The following is a 15,083-nucleotide window of genomic DNA, read 5'->3' as shown; positions in this document are numbered from 1 at the left end:
GGCGCGATCCCCAACCAGAGGCAATTCGAACATGAACCTTGTGCTTTCAATTGTAATGCTGGCCGCCTTTGCTCTGATCATCGGGGCGGTGTTCCTGTGGCGGCGCACAGGCGCGATCAAGCAGCCAGCGCTGATGGTGCTGCTGGCGGTAATTGCGATTGGCAATGTGATGATCTGGACATTGCCGGATGCGAGCGGCAATTCACCACTGGATCAGGTGGAGGCTGCCGGAGCAGAGGGTGCTGGTAACTGAACGACCTTTGCCACCCCGCGCCCTCCACCCTTCCACCCGGAGTATTGTCGGATGCAATCCGGGTGGAAAGGCGGAGACGCGAGAGGGCCTAGCCTTGGTGAGCAGGCCTCAATTCGGCAATTGCCAGTTGATTGCGCTGGTATAGATCCCTGCTGTCGGTGCACCGCTTGAATCCATCGCAGGATCAAACCGCGCGCGTTCGGTGATCAGCGAACAGGTCGCCGTGTCGAGCGCGCTGTGCCCGGTGGAGCGTGTGATCGAGCAATTGGTGACCAGGCCAGAGGCGCTGACCTCCAGGCTGAAGCTCGCTTTGCCGGAATAGCCGCGGCGAATCCAAGCCGAGCGGTAGTCACTGTCTATGACCCAGCGCGAGGCATCATTGGCAGGTTTGGCCCCGATCGGATCGAAGGTCGGCACGCTGGGCGTTACATCGCCTAGGCCGTTACCCAGCTCTGTTCCCGGAATCGGGCCGAGGTTAATGTCACCGCCAACCGGCGGCAGCTTATCCGTGGTGTTTGTGAACGTCGGCTCGGTCGGAAAGTTGGTGGGTGTTGGCGGGATATAGACCTCCGGCAGAGTTGGACTCGTTTTCGGTGAGGTGTCGGGTTCGGCGGTTGGCTCAGGCGGCGGAGGCGGGACGGTTGGTGTTATCGTGACGGCACCGAAATTGTCAGGCTCCGCCGGGATGACGGCTTTCACTGCCAATCCGATAATTAGCAAACCGGCGAAGGCGGCAGGAATGCCGATTGCTCCGATTATTGCGACCGGTTGGCCTGTCTGTTTTTGCGTGATGTAACTCATTGCAAGGCTCCTCTCTTCAAGGAGCGGCAACCCTGAGCGTTTGCTCGCACATAGGCGCCGCTCTTGAGTCATGTTACAACATTACATTCATGTGGCAAGAACTTTCGAGTTGCGTTTCAGGACTTTATGTTTGGGGCCTCAAACGCCGGGCGCTCACATCCGTTCGCTTGGCTTCCGCGCCATAAGGCGCGACGGGCGGTCGCCCTTGCGAGGCCTACAGCCTCGAACCATTCCAAGCCAACGATCGAGCGATTTGGCGTTTAACCCTCTGCTACTGGCTTGGTCGCGGAGCACGGTCGCGCCAGCGACCGCGAGGCCGACTGGCCGCCCGCAGGCCCGCATGGGCCGAGGATATCGCAGCACGGATGTGCTGCGGGAAATCAGCAAACGATCAAGTGATCCGAAGGATTACTTAATCGGGCAATCCGGCGACAGGCGGAAATCGAGATAATTGTCGACTGAGGCCATCAGATCGTCGGTCTCGTTCTCGAAGAAGTGGTTCGCGCGCGGGATCTCTTCGTGATGGATCGTGATGTGCTTTTGCGTGCGCAGCTTATCAACCAGCTTCTGCACCGCGCTTGGCTGAACCACCGTATCAGAGGCGCCTTGAACAAAAATGCCGCTGGCTGGGCACGGGGCCAGGAACGAAAAGTCATACATATTAGCTGGCGGCGCAACAGAGATGAACCCGCGAACCTCTGGGCGGCGCATCAGCAATTGCATGCCGATCAGCGCGCCAAAGGAATAGCCAGCAACCCAGGTGGTCTGCGCCTCTGGGTGGATCGATTGCACCCAATCCAGCGCGCTCGCCGCATCGGACAATTCACCAATGCCGCTGTCAAAGCTGCCCTGGCTGCGGCCAACGCCGCGAAAGTTGAACCGCAAAACCGCAAAGCCGCGATCAACGAAGGTCTTGTACATCCGCTGCACAATCCGGTCGTTCATGGTGCCGCCGCCCTCTGGGTGCGGATGAAGGATCATTGCAACAGGAGCGCGCGGACGCGGTGGCGGGGAAAAACGACCTTCGAGACGGCCTTCTGGACCGGGAAAGATGACTGATGGCATCGGAAACCTTGTGAAATAATATGTGCGCGTATCACCGGCTGGTGCATGCGAAGACGGGGCCTATATAGGAAAAGATGCAAGAATCGCAATTTTTTGTGAGGGGTTCTCATTAAGACACGCATTTATCTCGACCATGCGGCCACTACACCGCTGAGGCCAGAGGCGCGTGCGGCGATGGAAGAAGGGTTTGCGATCTGGGCAAATCCGTCCTCTCCGCATGGCGAAGGCCGCAAGGCCAAGGCCGCGCTGGAGGATGCGCGGGCGCGGATCAAGCGTGCGCTAAACTGGGATGGAGAACTGATCTTCACCAGCGGCGCGAGCGAGGCGCTGGCCATCGGATTGCAGCAGTCAAAAAAGGCCCGCCGGATCGTCAGCGCGGTGGAACATGATGCGGTGTTTCGCGCGGCGCCGGATGCAGAAGTGATCTCTGACGAAACCGTCTTTGGCGATGATGCGATATTGGCCGTCCAACATGTGAACTCAGAAACCGGGGTCATCAATCCGGTTGCTCAGATGGTCGAGACAGTGAAATCTGGCGGCACAGTGGTGCTGTCGGACTGCTCCCAAAGCGCGGGCAAAATGGCGCTGCCCGATGCGGATATGCTGGTGGTCTCTGCGCATAAATTTGGCGGCCCCATTGGGATTGGCGCGCTGTTGCTTCGTGAATTCAATCTGCTCAATCCCATTGGCGGGCATGAGCGCGGCTATCGCCAAGGTACGGAAAACGTACCCGGCGTACTGGGCATGGCCTCAGCCTTGGAAGCGGGCGATTGGCAAACCACTACGGCGCAACGGCGGAGCTTTGCAGAGCGGCTGGGCGAGGGGGTTCTGACGATTGGCGACCAGGCGGATTACATCTTTGCCGTGACCCATCCGAGCATGAGCGCGCAGGCACTACTCATCCGGCTCGATGCTATGGGCTTTGCGGTGTCTGCGGGCAGCGCGTGTTCCTCTGGCACGTTGAAGAAAAGCCGCGTGCTGGATGCGTTTGGTGTTTCCGATGAAGTCGCCGCGCGCACTATTCGGGTTAGCCTGGGCTGGAGCACGAAACCGGAAGAGCTTGATGCGTTTGCCGAGGCTTGGAGCAGCCTCGCCTAATCACAACCGTCATCCCGAATTCATTTCAGGATAACAATTGGAGCGAGTTGAGAGGGTTATCCTGAAACAAGTTCAGGATGACGAGCCAAGTAGAGTGCGCCATAAGACCAACCAATGATCTACCTCGACTATCAAGCCACGACCCCGCTCGCGCCTGAGGCGCGCGATGCCATGCTGCGCTGGCTCGATGGGCCGGATGGCACCGGCTTTGGCAATCCGCATTCGCCGCATCGGATGGGCCGTCAGGCGGCGGCAGCTATTGAGCTGGCGCGAGACCGGGTGGCGGCCTTGTTTCCCGCCGGCGGCAAAGTGATCTTGACCAGCGGTGCGACCGAGGCGCTCAACCTCGCGATCCGGGGCACGAAGGGCGACGGCGCGGTGGCGTTCTCCGCGATTGAGCATTCCGCGGTTGGCGATACGGCCAAGGCGGCGGGCGCGCATCACTTGCTAAGCGTGGATGATCAGGGACTGTGCGATCCCATGCAAGATCTGCCCAAGGACACGCGCATGGTCGCGGTGATGCAGGTCAATAATGAAATCGGCACAGTGCAACCGGCATCGGAATGGCACGCCCGTGCGAAGGAAGCGGACGCGCTGTTTCTGGTCGATGCCGTGCAGGCTTACGGAAAGACCCAGGTAACCAGTGCGGATATGATCGCGATCAGCGCGCATAAGTTTCACGGGCCGAAGGGTGTGGGCGCCTTGTGGGTGCGTGACGGCATTGACCTAAACGAAGTGCAGACCGGCGGCGGGCAGGAGCACGGCATCCGCTCTGGCACTTTGGCCCCGGCCTTGATCGCCGGTATGGGCGCCGCCGCGCAGCTGGCAGCGGAGCGGATGGCAGAGGATGCGCAGCATGTCGAAACGCTGTGGAATAAGGCGCGGGAGCTGTTTTCCGATTGGACCGTGAACGGCAGCGAAGAGGCGCGCTGGCACGGCAATCTTAATATCCGGAGAGAACGCTTAGATGTCGCGCGGCTGATGTCCGATTGTCGCACGATCATGTTCAGCGCGGGGTCCGCCTGCGCCAGCGGGTCGGGACGGCCCAGCCATGTGCTGAAAGCCATTGGCCTGAGCGATAAACAGGCGAAATCCTCGATCCGGCTCGGCTTCGGGCGCTATACAACGATGGAACAGATAGAAGCGGCGGCAGAGGCCATCAATGCGGCCGCCAAGGAGCAGCTTTGATGGGTGTGAAAATCCACTTTACCGATGCTAAAGGCGCATCTGTTGAGGCCGAGGGCGAGGAGGGTGACAGCCTGCTGAAGGTCGGACAAGCGCATGGCCTGCCGCTGGAGGGAACCTGCGAGGGGCAGATGGCGTGCTCAACCTGCCATGTGATTGTCGCCGCTGAATGGTTTGACCGGCTGGAACAGGCGAGCGAAGAAGAAGAGGATATGCTCGACTTTGCCGCCAGTGTGCGCCGTACCAGTCGCCTGTCCTGCCAGATCGAGCTGACCGAAGCGCTGGACGGGCTGGCCGTAACCATCCCGTCCGACGCGCATGATATGTCGGCTTAACCCTCGCTGGCGGCTGGCACTTCGCGGCGGCCGGTCGCCCAGCTGTTGATCCGCATGGCGAGCCATACGAGCATACCGATGGGCAGCACCACTGCGCCCAGCATCATCAGCCAGGCAATGACCGTGCCCATGATCCCGCCAACATTGCCGAACGCATCGCCAATCGGCTTGGAAAAATTGCCGCCCACAGGGGTGGAGGATTCATAATCCAACGTCATCCTGCTGAAGGCGACGCGCCCGCGCATTTCGGTGAGCCAGCTGCGTGCCTGATCGATCTCTTCGTTGACCTGCGCAACACTGCGCTCTGCCTCGACCAATTCCGCAACGGTGCCGCGCCGGGTGCGCAAGGTCTCTAGCAAACGGTCACGCAGGACAGTGCGTGCTTTGAGGCGCGCCTCGGTGTCGACCATCTGTTTCGACAGATCTTCGCCATTGATGGCGACCTTGGTTGCCTCGGCCTCGCTTTCGGTCGCGGCGCCGCTCAGCTCAGAGCCAAAGCCGCGCGCGATGTCAGACCGGATCGCGAGTTCCAGGCGGCCGCTGCCAATGCCGTCGGCCACATTTGCGCCTTGCATGGATAAAATGCGGCAGGTGCCCGCGCCTTTCGCCTCGCACATATCGGCGTGGCGCTGTTGCAGAGGCACGATTTTCTCACCCGGTAGGCTGAAACCATAGTTGTAAGTGTAGGCGATCTTGGGGAGTAGGCCGGGGGTCTCCAATGCCGGGACTGGGACTGCGTCATCGCCAGTGGCGGTGTCGCTCGCCGCTTGATCTGCGGCCACTTCCTCAGCGGCTATGATGCTGGTTGGTGCGATGGCATCTGCGGAGGCTTCTGCCTCGGCATAATCCACGCTTGCCGCCTCACCATCATATGTTTCGCTGCATGCGGCCAGCGCCATACTGGCTGCGCCAAGGCTCAAAATCACTCCAAGTCTTTTATCGAGATCGCATTGTCACTTTCATGATCACTCTCCTGAAAAAGAGGCGAATTGTGGCGGATTGCCTCATTTGCGCCTAATTTTCGCCATAATTGTGCCACATTTTAATTTCGTTGCAAGCCCCTTCTTTTCTGAGCATGGCCCGCGCTGCCTTCTGGCGAGGCGGGAAATGCGGTGTTAAGGCCGCGCTCAAAGTCACAATATCATTGCCTTAATTACCGTTGGAGTAACGCTAATGACGCTGCGAGCGCGCGCCCAAAACTTGGTCGAATCCGCCTCTTTTGAGCGCGTCATCATTGCCGTGATCGTGATCAATGCGATCGGTTTGGGCATGGAGACATCACCCTGGGTCATGTCGAAAGTGGGCGGGGTCGTGCACATGCTCGACACGATCGCTCTGACGATTTTCGTGATCGAATTGTTGATCAAGCTCTTCGCTTACCGCTTTGCCTTTTTCAAAAACGGCTGGAATATCTTTGACTTGGTGATCGTCAGCGTTGCTCTCGTCCCGGCGAGTCAGCAATTCTCCGTGCTTCGCGCGCTGCGTATCCTGCGGGCGCTGCGCCTGATTTCGGTCGTGCCCAGCATGCGGCGGGTCATCGTCGGCCTGTTTAAGGCGATCCCCAGCATCGGGACCGTGATCGTCATGCTGTTGCTGCTGTTTTACATCAGCGCGGTGATGGCGACGAAGCTGTTTGGCGAGAGCTTCCCCGAATGGTTCGGAACGCTTGGCGCCTCGCTCTATTCGTTGTTCCAGATCATGACGCTGGAAAGCTGGTCGATGGGGATCGTGCGTCCGGTGATGGAGGAATACCCCTACGCCTGGGCGTTCTTCGTGCCGTTCATTTTGATGACGAGCTTTATCGTCCTCAACCTGTTCATCGGTGTGATCGTCAATGCAATGTCAGAGGCGACGGAAGATGACGCGCATAGCGAACGTGAAGAAATACTGATCCAATTGCGCGCTTTGCGAGAGGACATGGCGGCACTGAGGAGCGCGCAGGCCAGCAATGGCTATCAAAACGGCGGATAAAGCGCTCATCTGGCGTGGCTCCGACTACACTCTCAATCTATCGCTCAAACGCTGCTTCCTCAATTGCCGATAGTGTGGAATTACAGATTGTGAGTACTGCACGCAGCCAAGCGCGAATGAACGAAAACCGCCACTAGTAATATTAGTTTTGGCAAGTGCTTTTAGGGCTAGAATATGGCCCTTTTGTGCTGCTAAGCTGAAGAAATGTCTTGCCTTTTTGAGATCTTTGGGGACCATCGCTCCATCATTGTGAAGTGCACCCATCCGATACAAAGCTGGTGAAAAGCCTGAAGCAGCGAGGGATTGAAATAGCTCCAAAGCTTCCTGATGCCTCTCTTTTACCTGATAATAGCAGGCCAGATGATACCCGCCTTCAATAGAGCCAAGTTCTATTGCTCGCTTTAGGTACGCTTCGCCTTTCTCCAAGTTTATTGGCGCGTCAAACCAGCCACGTAAGAAAAGGTCTCCCAATACGGTGAGCGCGATCTTCGAGTCGTTTTGTGCCAAATATTCGAGTTCGCTCATTGCTCGGTCTATCGAGCGCTTGCGTAAGCGAATCGCATCTTCGAGACGATCTGGATTATCGTCATCTTCGATCTCAAGCATGTATTGTTCCATGGCGAGCCTTTTGGTTTCTAGTGCAAGTTGATGCGATAGCCTACATTTTTGCGGCTGAAAGCAAAGCTGCACTTCGTCGAGAGTTATCAGCTTTCGCTATCCCGCAAATCGCACCATTCCTGTGGAAATGCCCCTCCCCCACGAGGTCATGCGTTGCTAGACGATTCGTGTATGGCTGACACCAAAGACACGACTCTAACCGACGAACCCGATCCGTTTGATGCAATCGTCGATGCGCCGTTCGATAGCGCGCTCGAAGAACGTTATCTCGTATATGCACTGTCGACGATTACGGCACGGTCTTTGCCGGATCTGCGCGATGGCTTGAAACCGGTTCATCGCCGCCTGCTGTGGACCATGCGTCAGCTGAAGCTGGACCCAAGCAATACGTTCAAGAAATCCGCCCGCGTTGTGGGCGAGGTGATCGGTAAATATCACCCGCATGGCGACACCGCCGCTTATGATGCGATGGTCCGGCTCGCTCAGGATTTCTCGCTGCGCTATCCGCTGGTCGAGGGGCAGGGCAATTTCGGCAATGTCGATGGCGATAATGCCGCCGCATATCGTTACACTGAGGCGCGCCTAACCAAGACCGCGATGCAATTGATGCAGGGTCTGGACGAGGGCACGGTTGATTTCATTCCGACCTACAACGGTGAGGAAGAAGAGCCCGAGCTGATGCCCGGCCTGTTCCCCAATCTGCTGGCCAATGGGGCGAGCGGGATTGCAGTAGGCATGGCGACCAATATCCCATCGCACAATGTCGCCGAAGTGATCGATGCCACGCTGGAGCTGATCGACAATCCACATGTCGAGCACGAGCGGCTTATGGAACTGTTCCATGGCCCCGATTTTGCCACCGGCGGGCAGGTGGTCGACAGCCGCGAGGCGATCAGCGAGGCCTATGCCACTGGACGCGGCAGCTTCCGCCTGCGCGGGCGGTTTCATGCTGAAGAAGCAGAAAAGGTTGACGACCGCGATGCCGGGATCGAGCGGCTGGGCGGCGGGCAATGGCAGCTGGTCATTTCGGAAATTCCGTATCAGGTCGCCAAGGGCAAGCTGATCGAACAGATCGCTCAGGCGATTGCCGATAAGAAGCTGCCGATCCTTGAGGATGTGCGCGACGAAAGCGACGAAAAAATCCGCATCGTTCTGGTCCCGCGTAGCCGCAATGTGGACCCGGAACTGCTCAAGGAATCACTGTTTAAGCTGACCGATCTTGAGACCCGTTTTGGCCTAAATCTGAACGTGTTGGATAGCACCCGCACCCCGATGGTGATGGGCCTTAAAGAGCTGCTCGAAAATTGGACGCGGGCGCAGATCGATATCTTGCAGCGCCGCGCTCAACACCGGCTGGATAAGATCGCCGCCCGATTGGAACTGGTCGAAGGCTATATCACTGCCTTCCTCAATCTCGACCGTGTGATTGAGATCATCCGTACAGAGGACGAGCCCAAGCCGGTGATGATCGCCGAGTTCAAGCTTACTGATCGTCAGGCCGAGGCGATCCTCAACATGCGTCTGCGGAGCCTGCGCAAGCTGGAGGAGATGCAGCTGCGCGATGAGAAGACCGCGCTGCTCGAAGAACAAGACGGGCTTGAGAAATTGCTCGCTTCGCCAGCGCGGCAGCGAACCCTGCTGAAGAAAGACCTGCGCGCGCTGCGCAAGGAATATGGCGAGGATACACCGCTCGGCAAACGTCGCACCCGGATCGAAGAAGCGGCCCCGGCGGTCGAGTTTTCGATGGATGCGATGATCGAGAAAGAGCCGGTGACGATCATCCTGTCGCAAAAGGGCTGGATCCGCGCGGCGAAGGGCCACGTCGATCTGGCGCAAGAGTTCAAATATAAAGAGGGCGATGCGCTCGCCTATATCTTGCACGCGCAGACGACCGACAAATTGCTGATCGCGGCAGAGAATGGCCGGTTTTACACTCTGGGCTGTGACAAATTGCCTGGCGCGCGCGGCTTTGGCGAGCCGGTGCGGACCATGATCGACCTGGAAGCCGACACCAATATCGCGAAAATGCTGGTGCATAAGGAAGGCGGCCGTCTGCTGCTCGCATCCAGCATTGGTAAGGGTTTTGTCGCTGAAACCTCTGAACTGCTGGCCGAGACCAAGAAGGGCAAGCAGGTCGTCAACTTGAAGGGCAATGCGCAGCTGCAAGTGATGCGGGAGATTTCGCCAGAGCACGATCACGTTGCCTGTGTCGGTGACAATCGCAAGCTGGTCGTCTTCAACCTGGAAGAAATGCCGGTGATGGCACGTGGGCAGGGAGTGATGCTGCAGCGGTACCGCGATGGCGGGCTGTCGGACGCGATCACCTTTGTGCTGGGCGAAGGGCTAAGCTGGCAGATGGGCGGATCGGGCGAGCGGACCCGGACCGAGACGGAGATCCATCTGTGGAAGGTCGCGCGCGGCGGGGCCGGGCGGATGCCGCCGCAAGGCTTCCCTAAGGATAACAGTTTCGGAGGTTAGGGGCGTTTCGGGCTCGCTGATGCTCGGTTCCTAGCCACCCGCACCCTCCACCCTTCCACCCGGATCCTAGCCCGGTGTGAAAATCCGGGTGGAAGGGTGGAGGGTGCGGGTGGCAATGGCCGTTAGACAAAAACAACTCACCTCAACTCCGTTCGTGCTGAGCTGGTGGCGCTAGGCGCCGTCTTCGACTCCGAAGCACTGCTCTTTTGATTGCTGCGTTGAAGTAAGAAGTGCAGCCCTTCGACAAGCTCAGGGCAGGCGGGTATTAGTTCAAATTATCCAGCGCATTGCTAAGCAGCTCTTGAACGCGGGCCTCGTCCGGGAAGCCTTCTGAAACCCAGCGCGCCTCCACCGTTTGCAACAAGCGCGCAACCTTTGGACCAGCCTGCACGCCACGCGCGACAATCTCTCCGCCTTTGAGCGGGAATTGCGGCCGCTCCCAATCTTTCACCGCGGTTGCATCCTGGCCCAGCAGCAGCAGGCGGTCAGCTGCGCCTTGTGTTCCCTCATAATAGGCAAGCGCCAGCGGGTCCGCGCCATCACCTTCGGTCCGCTCTGCGGCGCAGATCAGGCGCGCGCGCTGGGCCCGCGACAATCGCAGCCGCGCCGCCACAGCCTCCGAAACCTCGCGAATGGGCGGCAGTAGAGCGGCCAAACGTCTCAGCGGATCGGGCGCAAAGCCTTGCGTGATCTCTGCTGCGATCAGGTTTCGAAGCGCAGCAAGGTGGGCTTTGCACGCCTCTGGCAGGATCACACCCAGCACGCCCTTTGCATGCATGCGCGCGGCGGTGGGATGCGGATCGGGCAGGGCAAGAATGCTGAGCAATTCGCCCGAAACCCGCTCCCGGCTCAGGCCCTTGAGCGTCCCGGCCAGCTCTTCACAGGCTTCCTCCGCCTCCGCATCCAGGTTCGCACCAAAGCGCGCCTGAAAACGGTAATAACGCAGGATCCGCAAGTGATCCTCGCGAATGCGGGTGCGGGCATCGCCGATAAAACGCACGCGGCGCGCGGCGAGATCATCCAGCCCGCCGAAATAGTCGGAGATTTCGAGCGTTTCCGGGTGAGCGAAGAGCGCATTGATTGTAAAATCGCGCCTCGCCGCATCCTCGCGCCAATCCTGCGCAAAGGCGATGGTCGCGCGCCTGCCGTCGGTTGCGACATCGCGGCGCAGGGTCGTGACCTCAACCGGGCCGCCCTCCAGCACTGCGGTGATCGTGCCATGGTCTAGCCCGGTGGGGACCGTGCGAATGCCGGCCTCGCGGCAGCGATCGATCACCATGTCGGGCGTCAACTTAGTCGCGCAATCGACATCGTGGACCGGCATGCTGAGCAACGTGTCGCGCACCGCCCCGCCAACCCAGCGAATATTGTCCGCGCCCAGGGCCTCTGTCAGCGCGCGCAAATCGGTGCGCTTGGGCCAGTCTGCTGCAGCGAGATCAGACACCGCTCGCCAGCCTTTCTGGCGTAATACGCCGCGACAGATTGGCGATGATTGCCGCCGTCACGCCCCAGATGCGAAAGCCCTCGTAATGCATTTCAAGATAGTGCCGCATTTGCCCGCGCCAGAAAACCTCATGGCTTTTCCAATTGTCCTGTTCCAGCAAAATTGCCAGCGGCACTTCAAACCATGCTTCAACCTCTGCTGGACTGGGGTTCAGATCAAGGTCCGGCGGCACCACAGCCAGGACTGGGGTCACATTGAAGCCGGTGCCAGTTTGATAGCAATCGGTCTCCCCGATCACTTGCACATCGGCTGGATCAATCGCGAGTTCTTCCTGCGCCTCTCGCAGGGCGGCCGTAATCGCGTCTTCGCCGGCGTCCAACTTGCCGCCGGGAAAGGCGACTTGCCCCGGGTGATCGCGCATATCCTGTGGGCGCTGGGTCAGGATCACGCCCGGTTCCGCTCGGTCCGTGACCGCAATTAGCACCGCGGCCTCTGCTGTGCGCCCTCCCTCCAGAAAGCTCTTATCGCTCAACAGATCAGTTATTTCGTGCCTGTGCCCGTCTTCGTAAAGGCGGCTGAGGTGAGCGAAGAGCGAGCTCATCTTGACGGGCACCTCAAGGTAGGAGCGAGAAGGTCTCGCCCCCGCTCGAAACGGTCCAATCATCGCTGTTTGCAATCGCGATTTCAGCGAGTTGCGCGTAGGTGGAGCGGTTGAGCCGCGCCTCGCAGCCGCGCCGCACGTGCAGATAAATCGCCGGGGTTTCCTCGCTGCCCGTGGCGCGCAGGCGATGGTCTGACCCAGCAATCACCAGCTCATCGGTGTTCAGGAGAAAGGCGAGACCGCCCTCACGCTGGGCGCAATCGGTCGCGACAAAGGCTGCGTCCTCGACCTCGATGCTGAGTTTTTCGAACGGGCTGACCAGGAAGTGTTCGCCCGATGCATCGCGGGTTAGCAGGCCGGAGAAAGCTCTCACCATCGCCTCGCGCCGGATCGGATCGCCATCGTGATACCACGTGCCATCGGCCGCAATGCGCATTCGGCTATCGCCCATTTTTGTGGGTGCCCAGCCTTCAACCGGGGGCAATTTGCGCAGTGCAACCTGCTCAGCGATCTGGGCCAGCGTCAGGTCGGCGAGATAAGGGGGTGGCTCGTAAGGCATTTACGCGATCAGCGATGCCAGATGTCGATCACTTCGCCAAGTCTGAGCTGTTACTTGCCGTCTCAAAAGAACCCCACGGGCCAAGATTGCCCTTGGCCGGAAGCACGGCCGGATTGTCACAGCGCACCAACAGCCGCGCCGGATCATTGGGGCCGGGCGCGCGCCAGTGAGCCGTTGGCTCAGCGCTAAAGTCAAAGAAGCGGCCATAATATTCCGGATCGCCGATCATCACTTGCGGCAGCGCCGGAGCACTCCCGCCCATCTTGGCAATCGCCTCCAGGCTGGCGAGCATCAGAGCCTTGCCATACCCCTCGCGCTGATGCTCTGGCAGCACGGCAACCGGGCCGATCATCAGTAGCGGATAGTTGCGCCCGTCGGGATCCGTTAGCGCCACCGGCCAGACCTGGATCGTGCCGACCAGCAGCTCACTTTCGTCAAGCGCGGCGAAGCTTAGACCATCCAGCCATTCAACACCTTCGCGAATACGATAGGCGGTACGCGAATGGCGATCCGGGCCAAATGCGCGGTCGAGCAATTGCTCGATCATCGCGGCCTCTACCGCGGCAAGGGGGATCAGTGTTGCCATCTCGCCGGGCGCTTAGGGGTTTTGGTTGTCAAAGCCAAGCAAGCAGATAACGCGCCCTTGCGGTCGGCGATAGCCGACCGCAAGGGCGCGTGCTGGTTAAGCAAGATCAGGACCGATGTCCTGATCTAAGCCCACTCAATTAGGCGAAACCTTAAGCAGTTTGCCGCCTTCGCCGTCTTCGATCAGCCAGATCGCACCGTCCGGGCCTTGCTCAATCCCGCGAATGCGTGCGTCGAAATTGTGGCGCGCAACTTCATTCGCGGTTTCCCCATCAATTTCAACATGCACGATGCCTTGCGCGGCGAGGCCCACCATCAGCGGATCACCTTTCCACGCTGGGAAGGCGTCGCCAGTATAAAATAGGAAGTCACCCGGTGCGATCACCGGGGTCCAACCAATCGCTGCGGTTTGAAATTCCGGGCGGGTCGAGTGGTCCGGGATCGGGTTGCCATTGTAATGCTCGCCGTCCGAAACCGTCGGCCAGCCATAATTGGTGCCGCGTGTGACCTTGTTAAATTCATCGCCGCCCGCTGGCCCGTGTTCCAGATCCCACAATTGGCCATCAGGATCGAACGCCAGACCCAAGACGTTGCGGTGGCCATAGGACCAAATCTGTGATTGCACTTCGCCCTCATCGGCAAAAGGATTACCCTCTGCTGACGTGCCATCGAGATTGAGGCGCACGACTGTGCCCAAATTGTTGGTGTTGTCCTGCGCAGGTTCCAGCTCTTGGCGGTCGCCGCTGGAAATAAACAGGAATTGTTCGTCAGGTGAAACAGCAATGCGGTGCGAATAGTGGCCACGTTTGCCTGTTTTAAGGGACTGTCGCCAGATCACTTCAAGGTCTGAAACTGCGCAGGCCTCCGCCTCGCAAGACAATGTGCCGCGTCCCACCGCCGCGCCAGTGTTTCCACCATTGCCCGCTTCGGCCCAGCTCAGATAGATTGTGCGGCTGTTCAGGCCTGATTCCGATGGCAGGAACGCAATGTCGCCAAGGCCGCCTTGGCCAGCATAGGCAACCTCTGGCATCCCGGTAACTTCCATCACTTTGCCGCTGGCCGTATCTACCGCGCGCATGGTGCCGGGCTTCTCGGTCAGAAAGATAGTGTCTGTGCCGGGTGCAAAGGCGACTGCCCAGGGTTCGCTGAATTCACCCATCGGCTCCACGGTGTAGCTGACGTTCGTGGGATCGGCCGCGCCATCAGCGGCGGTCTCGTCCACGGAATTTGCATTGCCGCAACTTGCGAGCGTGAATGCGGGGAGGGATAGGGCGAAAGCGAGCTTGGAAAATTTCATCATGGTCTCTGGAACTCCCAAAACAGAATTTGGTGCCCCGGATTTTTTGGAATCAGGGGTCATAATTGGTGTTGATGAGGCGGGGCGGGGCCCGCTGGCTGGGCCGGTAGTGGCGGGAGCCGTCGTGTTGTGCAAGTCACCACCTGAAGGTTTGGCGGATTCCAAGGCACTTTCGCCGAAAAAACGCGCTCGGCTTGATCTGGAAATCCGCGAGAGCTGCGCCTGGGCCGTGGGCGTGATTGAGCCGCCCCAGATTGACGAGATCAATATCCTTCAAGCGACCTTTCAGGCGATGACGGATGCGACCGCGCGGCTGTGCGCGGCGCTGGCTGAGCGCGGGATTGAGACCATCACCGAGGTGATTGTTGATGGCAATATGACGCCAGCGGGCCGGCGCGATGGCTGGCGCTGGCCCGCGCGCTCCATCGTAGGCGGCGACGGGATAGAGCCCGCGATTTCGGCTGCGTCCATCGTGGCGAAGGAATGGCGCGACCGGATTATGATTGAGGCTGCGCAGAAATACCCGGAATATGGCTGGGAGCGGAACAAGGGCTACGGCTCGGCTGCGCATATGGAGGCGCTGCGCAAATACGGGCCTACGCCGCTGCACCGCTACAGTTTTGCACCTGTTGCTCAGGCAAATCTTTTGTGACGCTCAAGCCGTAGCCACCCGCGCCCTCCACCCTTCCACCCGGATCGTAACCCGGCGTGATAATCCGGGTGGAAGGGTGGAGGGAGCGGGTGGCTAGGTAGCTGTTGAGATATACCCACCCGCGCCCTCCAAAATCTCTAT

General features: G+C 59.4%; 16 protein-coding genes. 7 read left to right on the top strand and 9 right to left on the bottom strand.

The features are described from left to right. The first annotated feature begins 31 nt into the window (after positions 1-31). Positions 32-253, top strand: coding sequence for a hypothetical protein (locus AC0V6O_RS11340; RefSeq protein ID WP_472639370.1), 222 nt, complete (start codon positions 32-34; stop codon positions 251-253). A 108-nt stretch (positions 254-361) separates the two neighbouring features. On the opposite strand, the gene AC0V6O_RS11335 is transcribed toward AC0V6O_RS11340, so the two are convergent. After that, entirely contained in the window at positions 362-1,054 is a 693-nt protein-coding gene (locus tag AC0V6O_RS11335; RefSeq protein WP_486144083.1) for a TonB family protein, read from the bottom strand. Between the two features lie 408 nt (positions 1,055-1,462). Then, positions 1,463-2,119: an alpha/beta hydrolase gene (locus AC0V6O_RS11330; protein ID WP_472639368.1), complete on the bottom strand. Its 657-nt coding sequence runs from the start codon at positions 2,117-2,119 to the stop codon at positions 1,463-1,465. Between the two features lie 120 nt (positions 2,120-2,239). On the opposite strand from AC0V6O_RS11330, the gene AC0V6O_RS11325 reads away from it, so the two are divergent. From AC0V6O_RS11325 to AC0V6O_RS11315, 3 genes are all read left to right on the top strand, one after another. Further along, entirely contained in the window at positions 2,240-3,217 is a 978-nt protein-coding gene (locus AC0V6O_RS11325; protein ID WP_486145603.1) for a cysteine desulfurase family protein, read from the top strand. A gap of 114 nt (positions 3,218-3,331) precedes the next feature. Beyond that, positions 3,332-4,405: a cysteine desulfurase family protein gene (locus AC0V6O_RS11320; protein ID WP_486144080.1), complete on the top strand. Its 1,074-nt coding sequence runs from the start codon at positions 3,332-3,334 to the stop codon at positions 4,403-4,405. Next, a complete protein-coding gene (locus AC0V6O_RS11315; RefSeq protein ID WP_486144078.1) occupies positions 4,405-4,737 on the top strand; it encodes a 2Fe-2S iron-sulfur cluster-binding protein in 333 nt (110 codons plus the stop codon). The genes AC0V6O_RS11320 and AC0V6O_RS11315 overlap by 1 nt, the downstream gene beginning before the upstream one ends. Here the strand turns inward: AC0V6O_RS11315 and AC0V6O_RS11310 are convergent. Further along, positions 4,734-5,663, bottom strand: a complete 930-nt coding sequence (locus tag AC0V6O_RS11310) for a DUF4349 domain-containing protein (RefSeq protein ID WP_486144076.1) — start codon at positions 5,661-5,663, stop codon at positions 4,734-4,736. The two genes, AC0V6O_RS11315 and AC0V6O_RS11310, sit on opposite strands and share 4 nt — an antisense overlap. 247 nt (positions 5,664-5,910) lie before the next feature. Here AC0V6O_RS11310 and AC0V6O_RS11305 point away from each other — a divergent pair, with 247 nt between their 5' ends. Further along, on the top strand, positions 5,911-6,708 hold the full coding sequence (locus AC0V6O_RS11305; RefSeq protein WP_486144074.1) for an ion transporter: 798 nt from the start codon (positions 5,911-5,913) through the stop codon (positions 6,706-6,708). Positions 6,709-6,732: 24 nt separating this feature from the next. Here the strand turns inward: AC0V6O_RS11305 and AC0V6O_RS11300 are convergent, their stop codons facing one another. After that, the gene (locus tag AC0V6O_RS11300) at positions 6,733-7,314 is read right to left on the bottom strand and encodes a tetratricopeptide repeat protein (RefSeq protein ID WP_486144072.1); all 582 of its coding nucleotides are present in this window, start codon (positions 7,312-7,314) and stop codon (positions 6,733-6,735) included. A gap of 183 nt (positions 7,315-7,497) precedes the next feature. Here AC0V6O_RS11300 and parC point away from each other — a divergent pair, with 183 nt between their 5' ends. Continuing rightward, positions 7,498-9,804 (top strand): DNA topoisomerase IV subunit A, encoded by a 2,307-nt coding sequence (gene parC / locus AC0V6O_RS11295; RefSeq protein ID WP_486144070.1) that lies wholly within the window; start codon positions 7,498-7,500, stop codon positions 9,802-9,804. A gap of 265 nt (positions 9,805-10,069) precedes the next feature. On the opposite strand, the gene AC0V6O_RS11290 is transcribed toward parC, so the two are convergent. The 5 genes from AC0V6O_RS11290 to AC0V6O_RS11270 all read right to left on the bottom strand — a co-directional run bounded on the left by AC0V6O_RS11290 (position 10,070) and on the right by AC0V6O_RS11270 (position 14,293). Continuing rightward, a complete protein-coding gene (locus tag AC0V6O_RS11290; RefSeq protein ID WP_486144068.1) occupies positions 10,070-11,248 on the bottom strand; it encodes a CCA tRNA nucleotidyltransferase in 1,179 nt (392 codons plus the stop codon). After that, positions 11,241-11,849, bottom strand: a complete 609-nt coding sequence (locus tag AC0V6O_RS11285) for a CoA pyrophosphatase (protein ID WP_486144066.1) — start codon at positions 11,847-11,849, stop codon at positions 11,241-11,243. Before AC0V6O_RS11285 ends, AC0V6O_RS11290 begins: the two co-directional genes overlap by 8 nt. A 13-nt stretch (positions 11,850-11,862) precedes the next feature. After that, positions 11,863-12,408, bottom strand: a complete 546-nt coding sequence (locus AC0V6O_RS11280; RefSeq protein WP_486144064.1) for a DUF1285 domain-containing protein — start codon at positions 12,406-12,408, stop codon at positions 11,863-11,865. Between the two features lie 28 nt (positions 12,409-12,436). Continuing rightward, on the bottom strand, positions 12,437-12,994 hold the full coding sequence (locus AC0V6O_RS11275) for a GNAT family N-acetyltransferase (protein WP_486144062.1): 558 nt from the start codon (positions 12,992-12,994) through the stop codon (positions 12,437-12,439). A gap of 135 nt (positions 12,995-13,129) precedes the next feature. Beyond that, entirely contained in the window at positions 13,130-14,293 is a 1,164-nt protein-coding gene (locus AC0V6O_RS11270) for a PQQ-dependent sugar dehydrogenase (RefSeq protein WP_486144060.1), read from the bottom strand. On the opposite strand from AC0V6O_RS11270, the gene AC0V6O_RS11265 reads away from it, so the two are divergent. Further along, positions 14,292-14,942, top strand: coding sequence for a ribonuclease HII (locus AC0V6O_RS11265; RefSeq protein ID WP_486144058.1), 651 nt, complete (start codon positions 14,292-14,294; stop codon positions 14,940-14,942). The genes AC0V6O_RS11270 and AC0V6O_RS11265 overlap by 2 nt on opposite strands. Positions 14,943-15,083: the final 141 nt, after the last annotated feature.

This window comes from Erythrobacter sp. JB2-19, from assembly GCF_057365005.1.
Note: the sequence above shows the minus strand (reverse complement) of the source record. Positions and strands in the feature narration are given on the sequence as shown.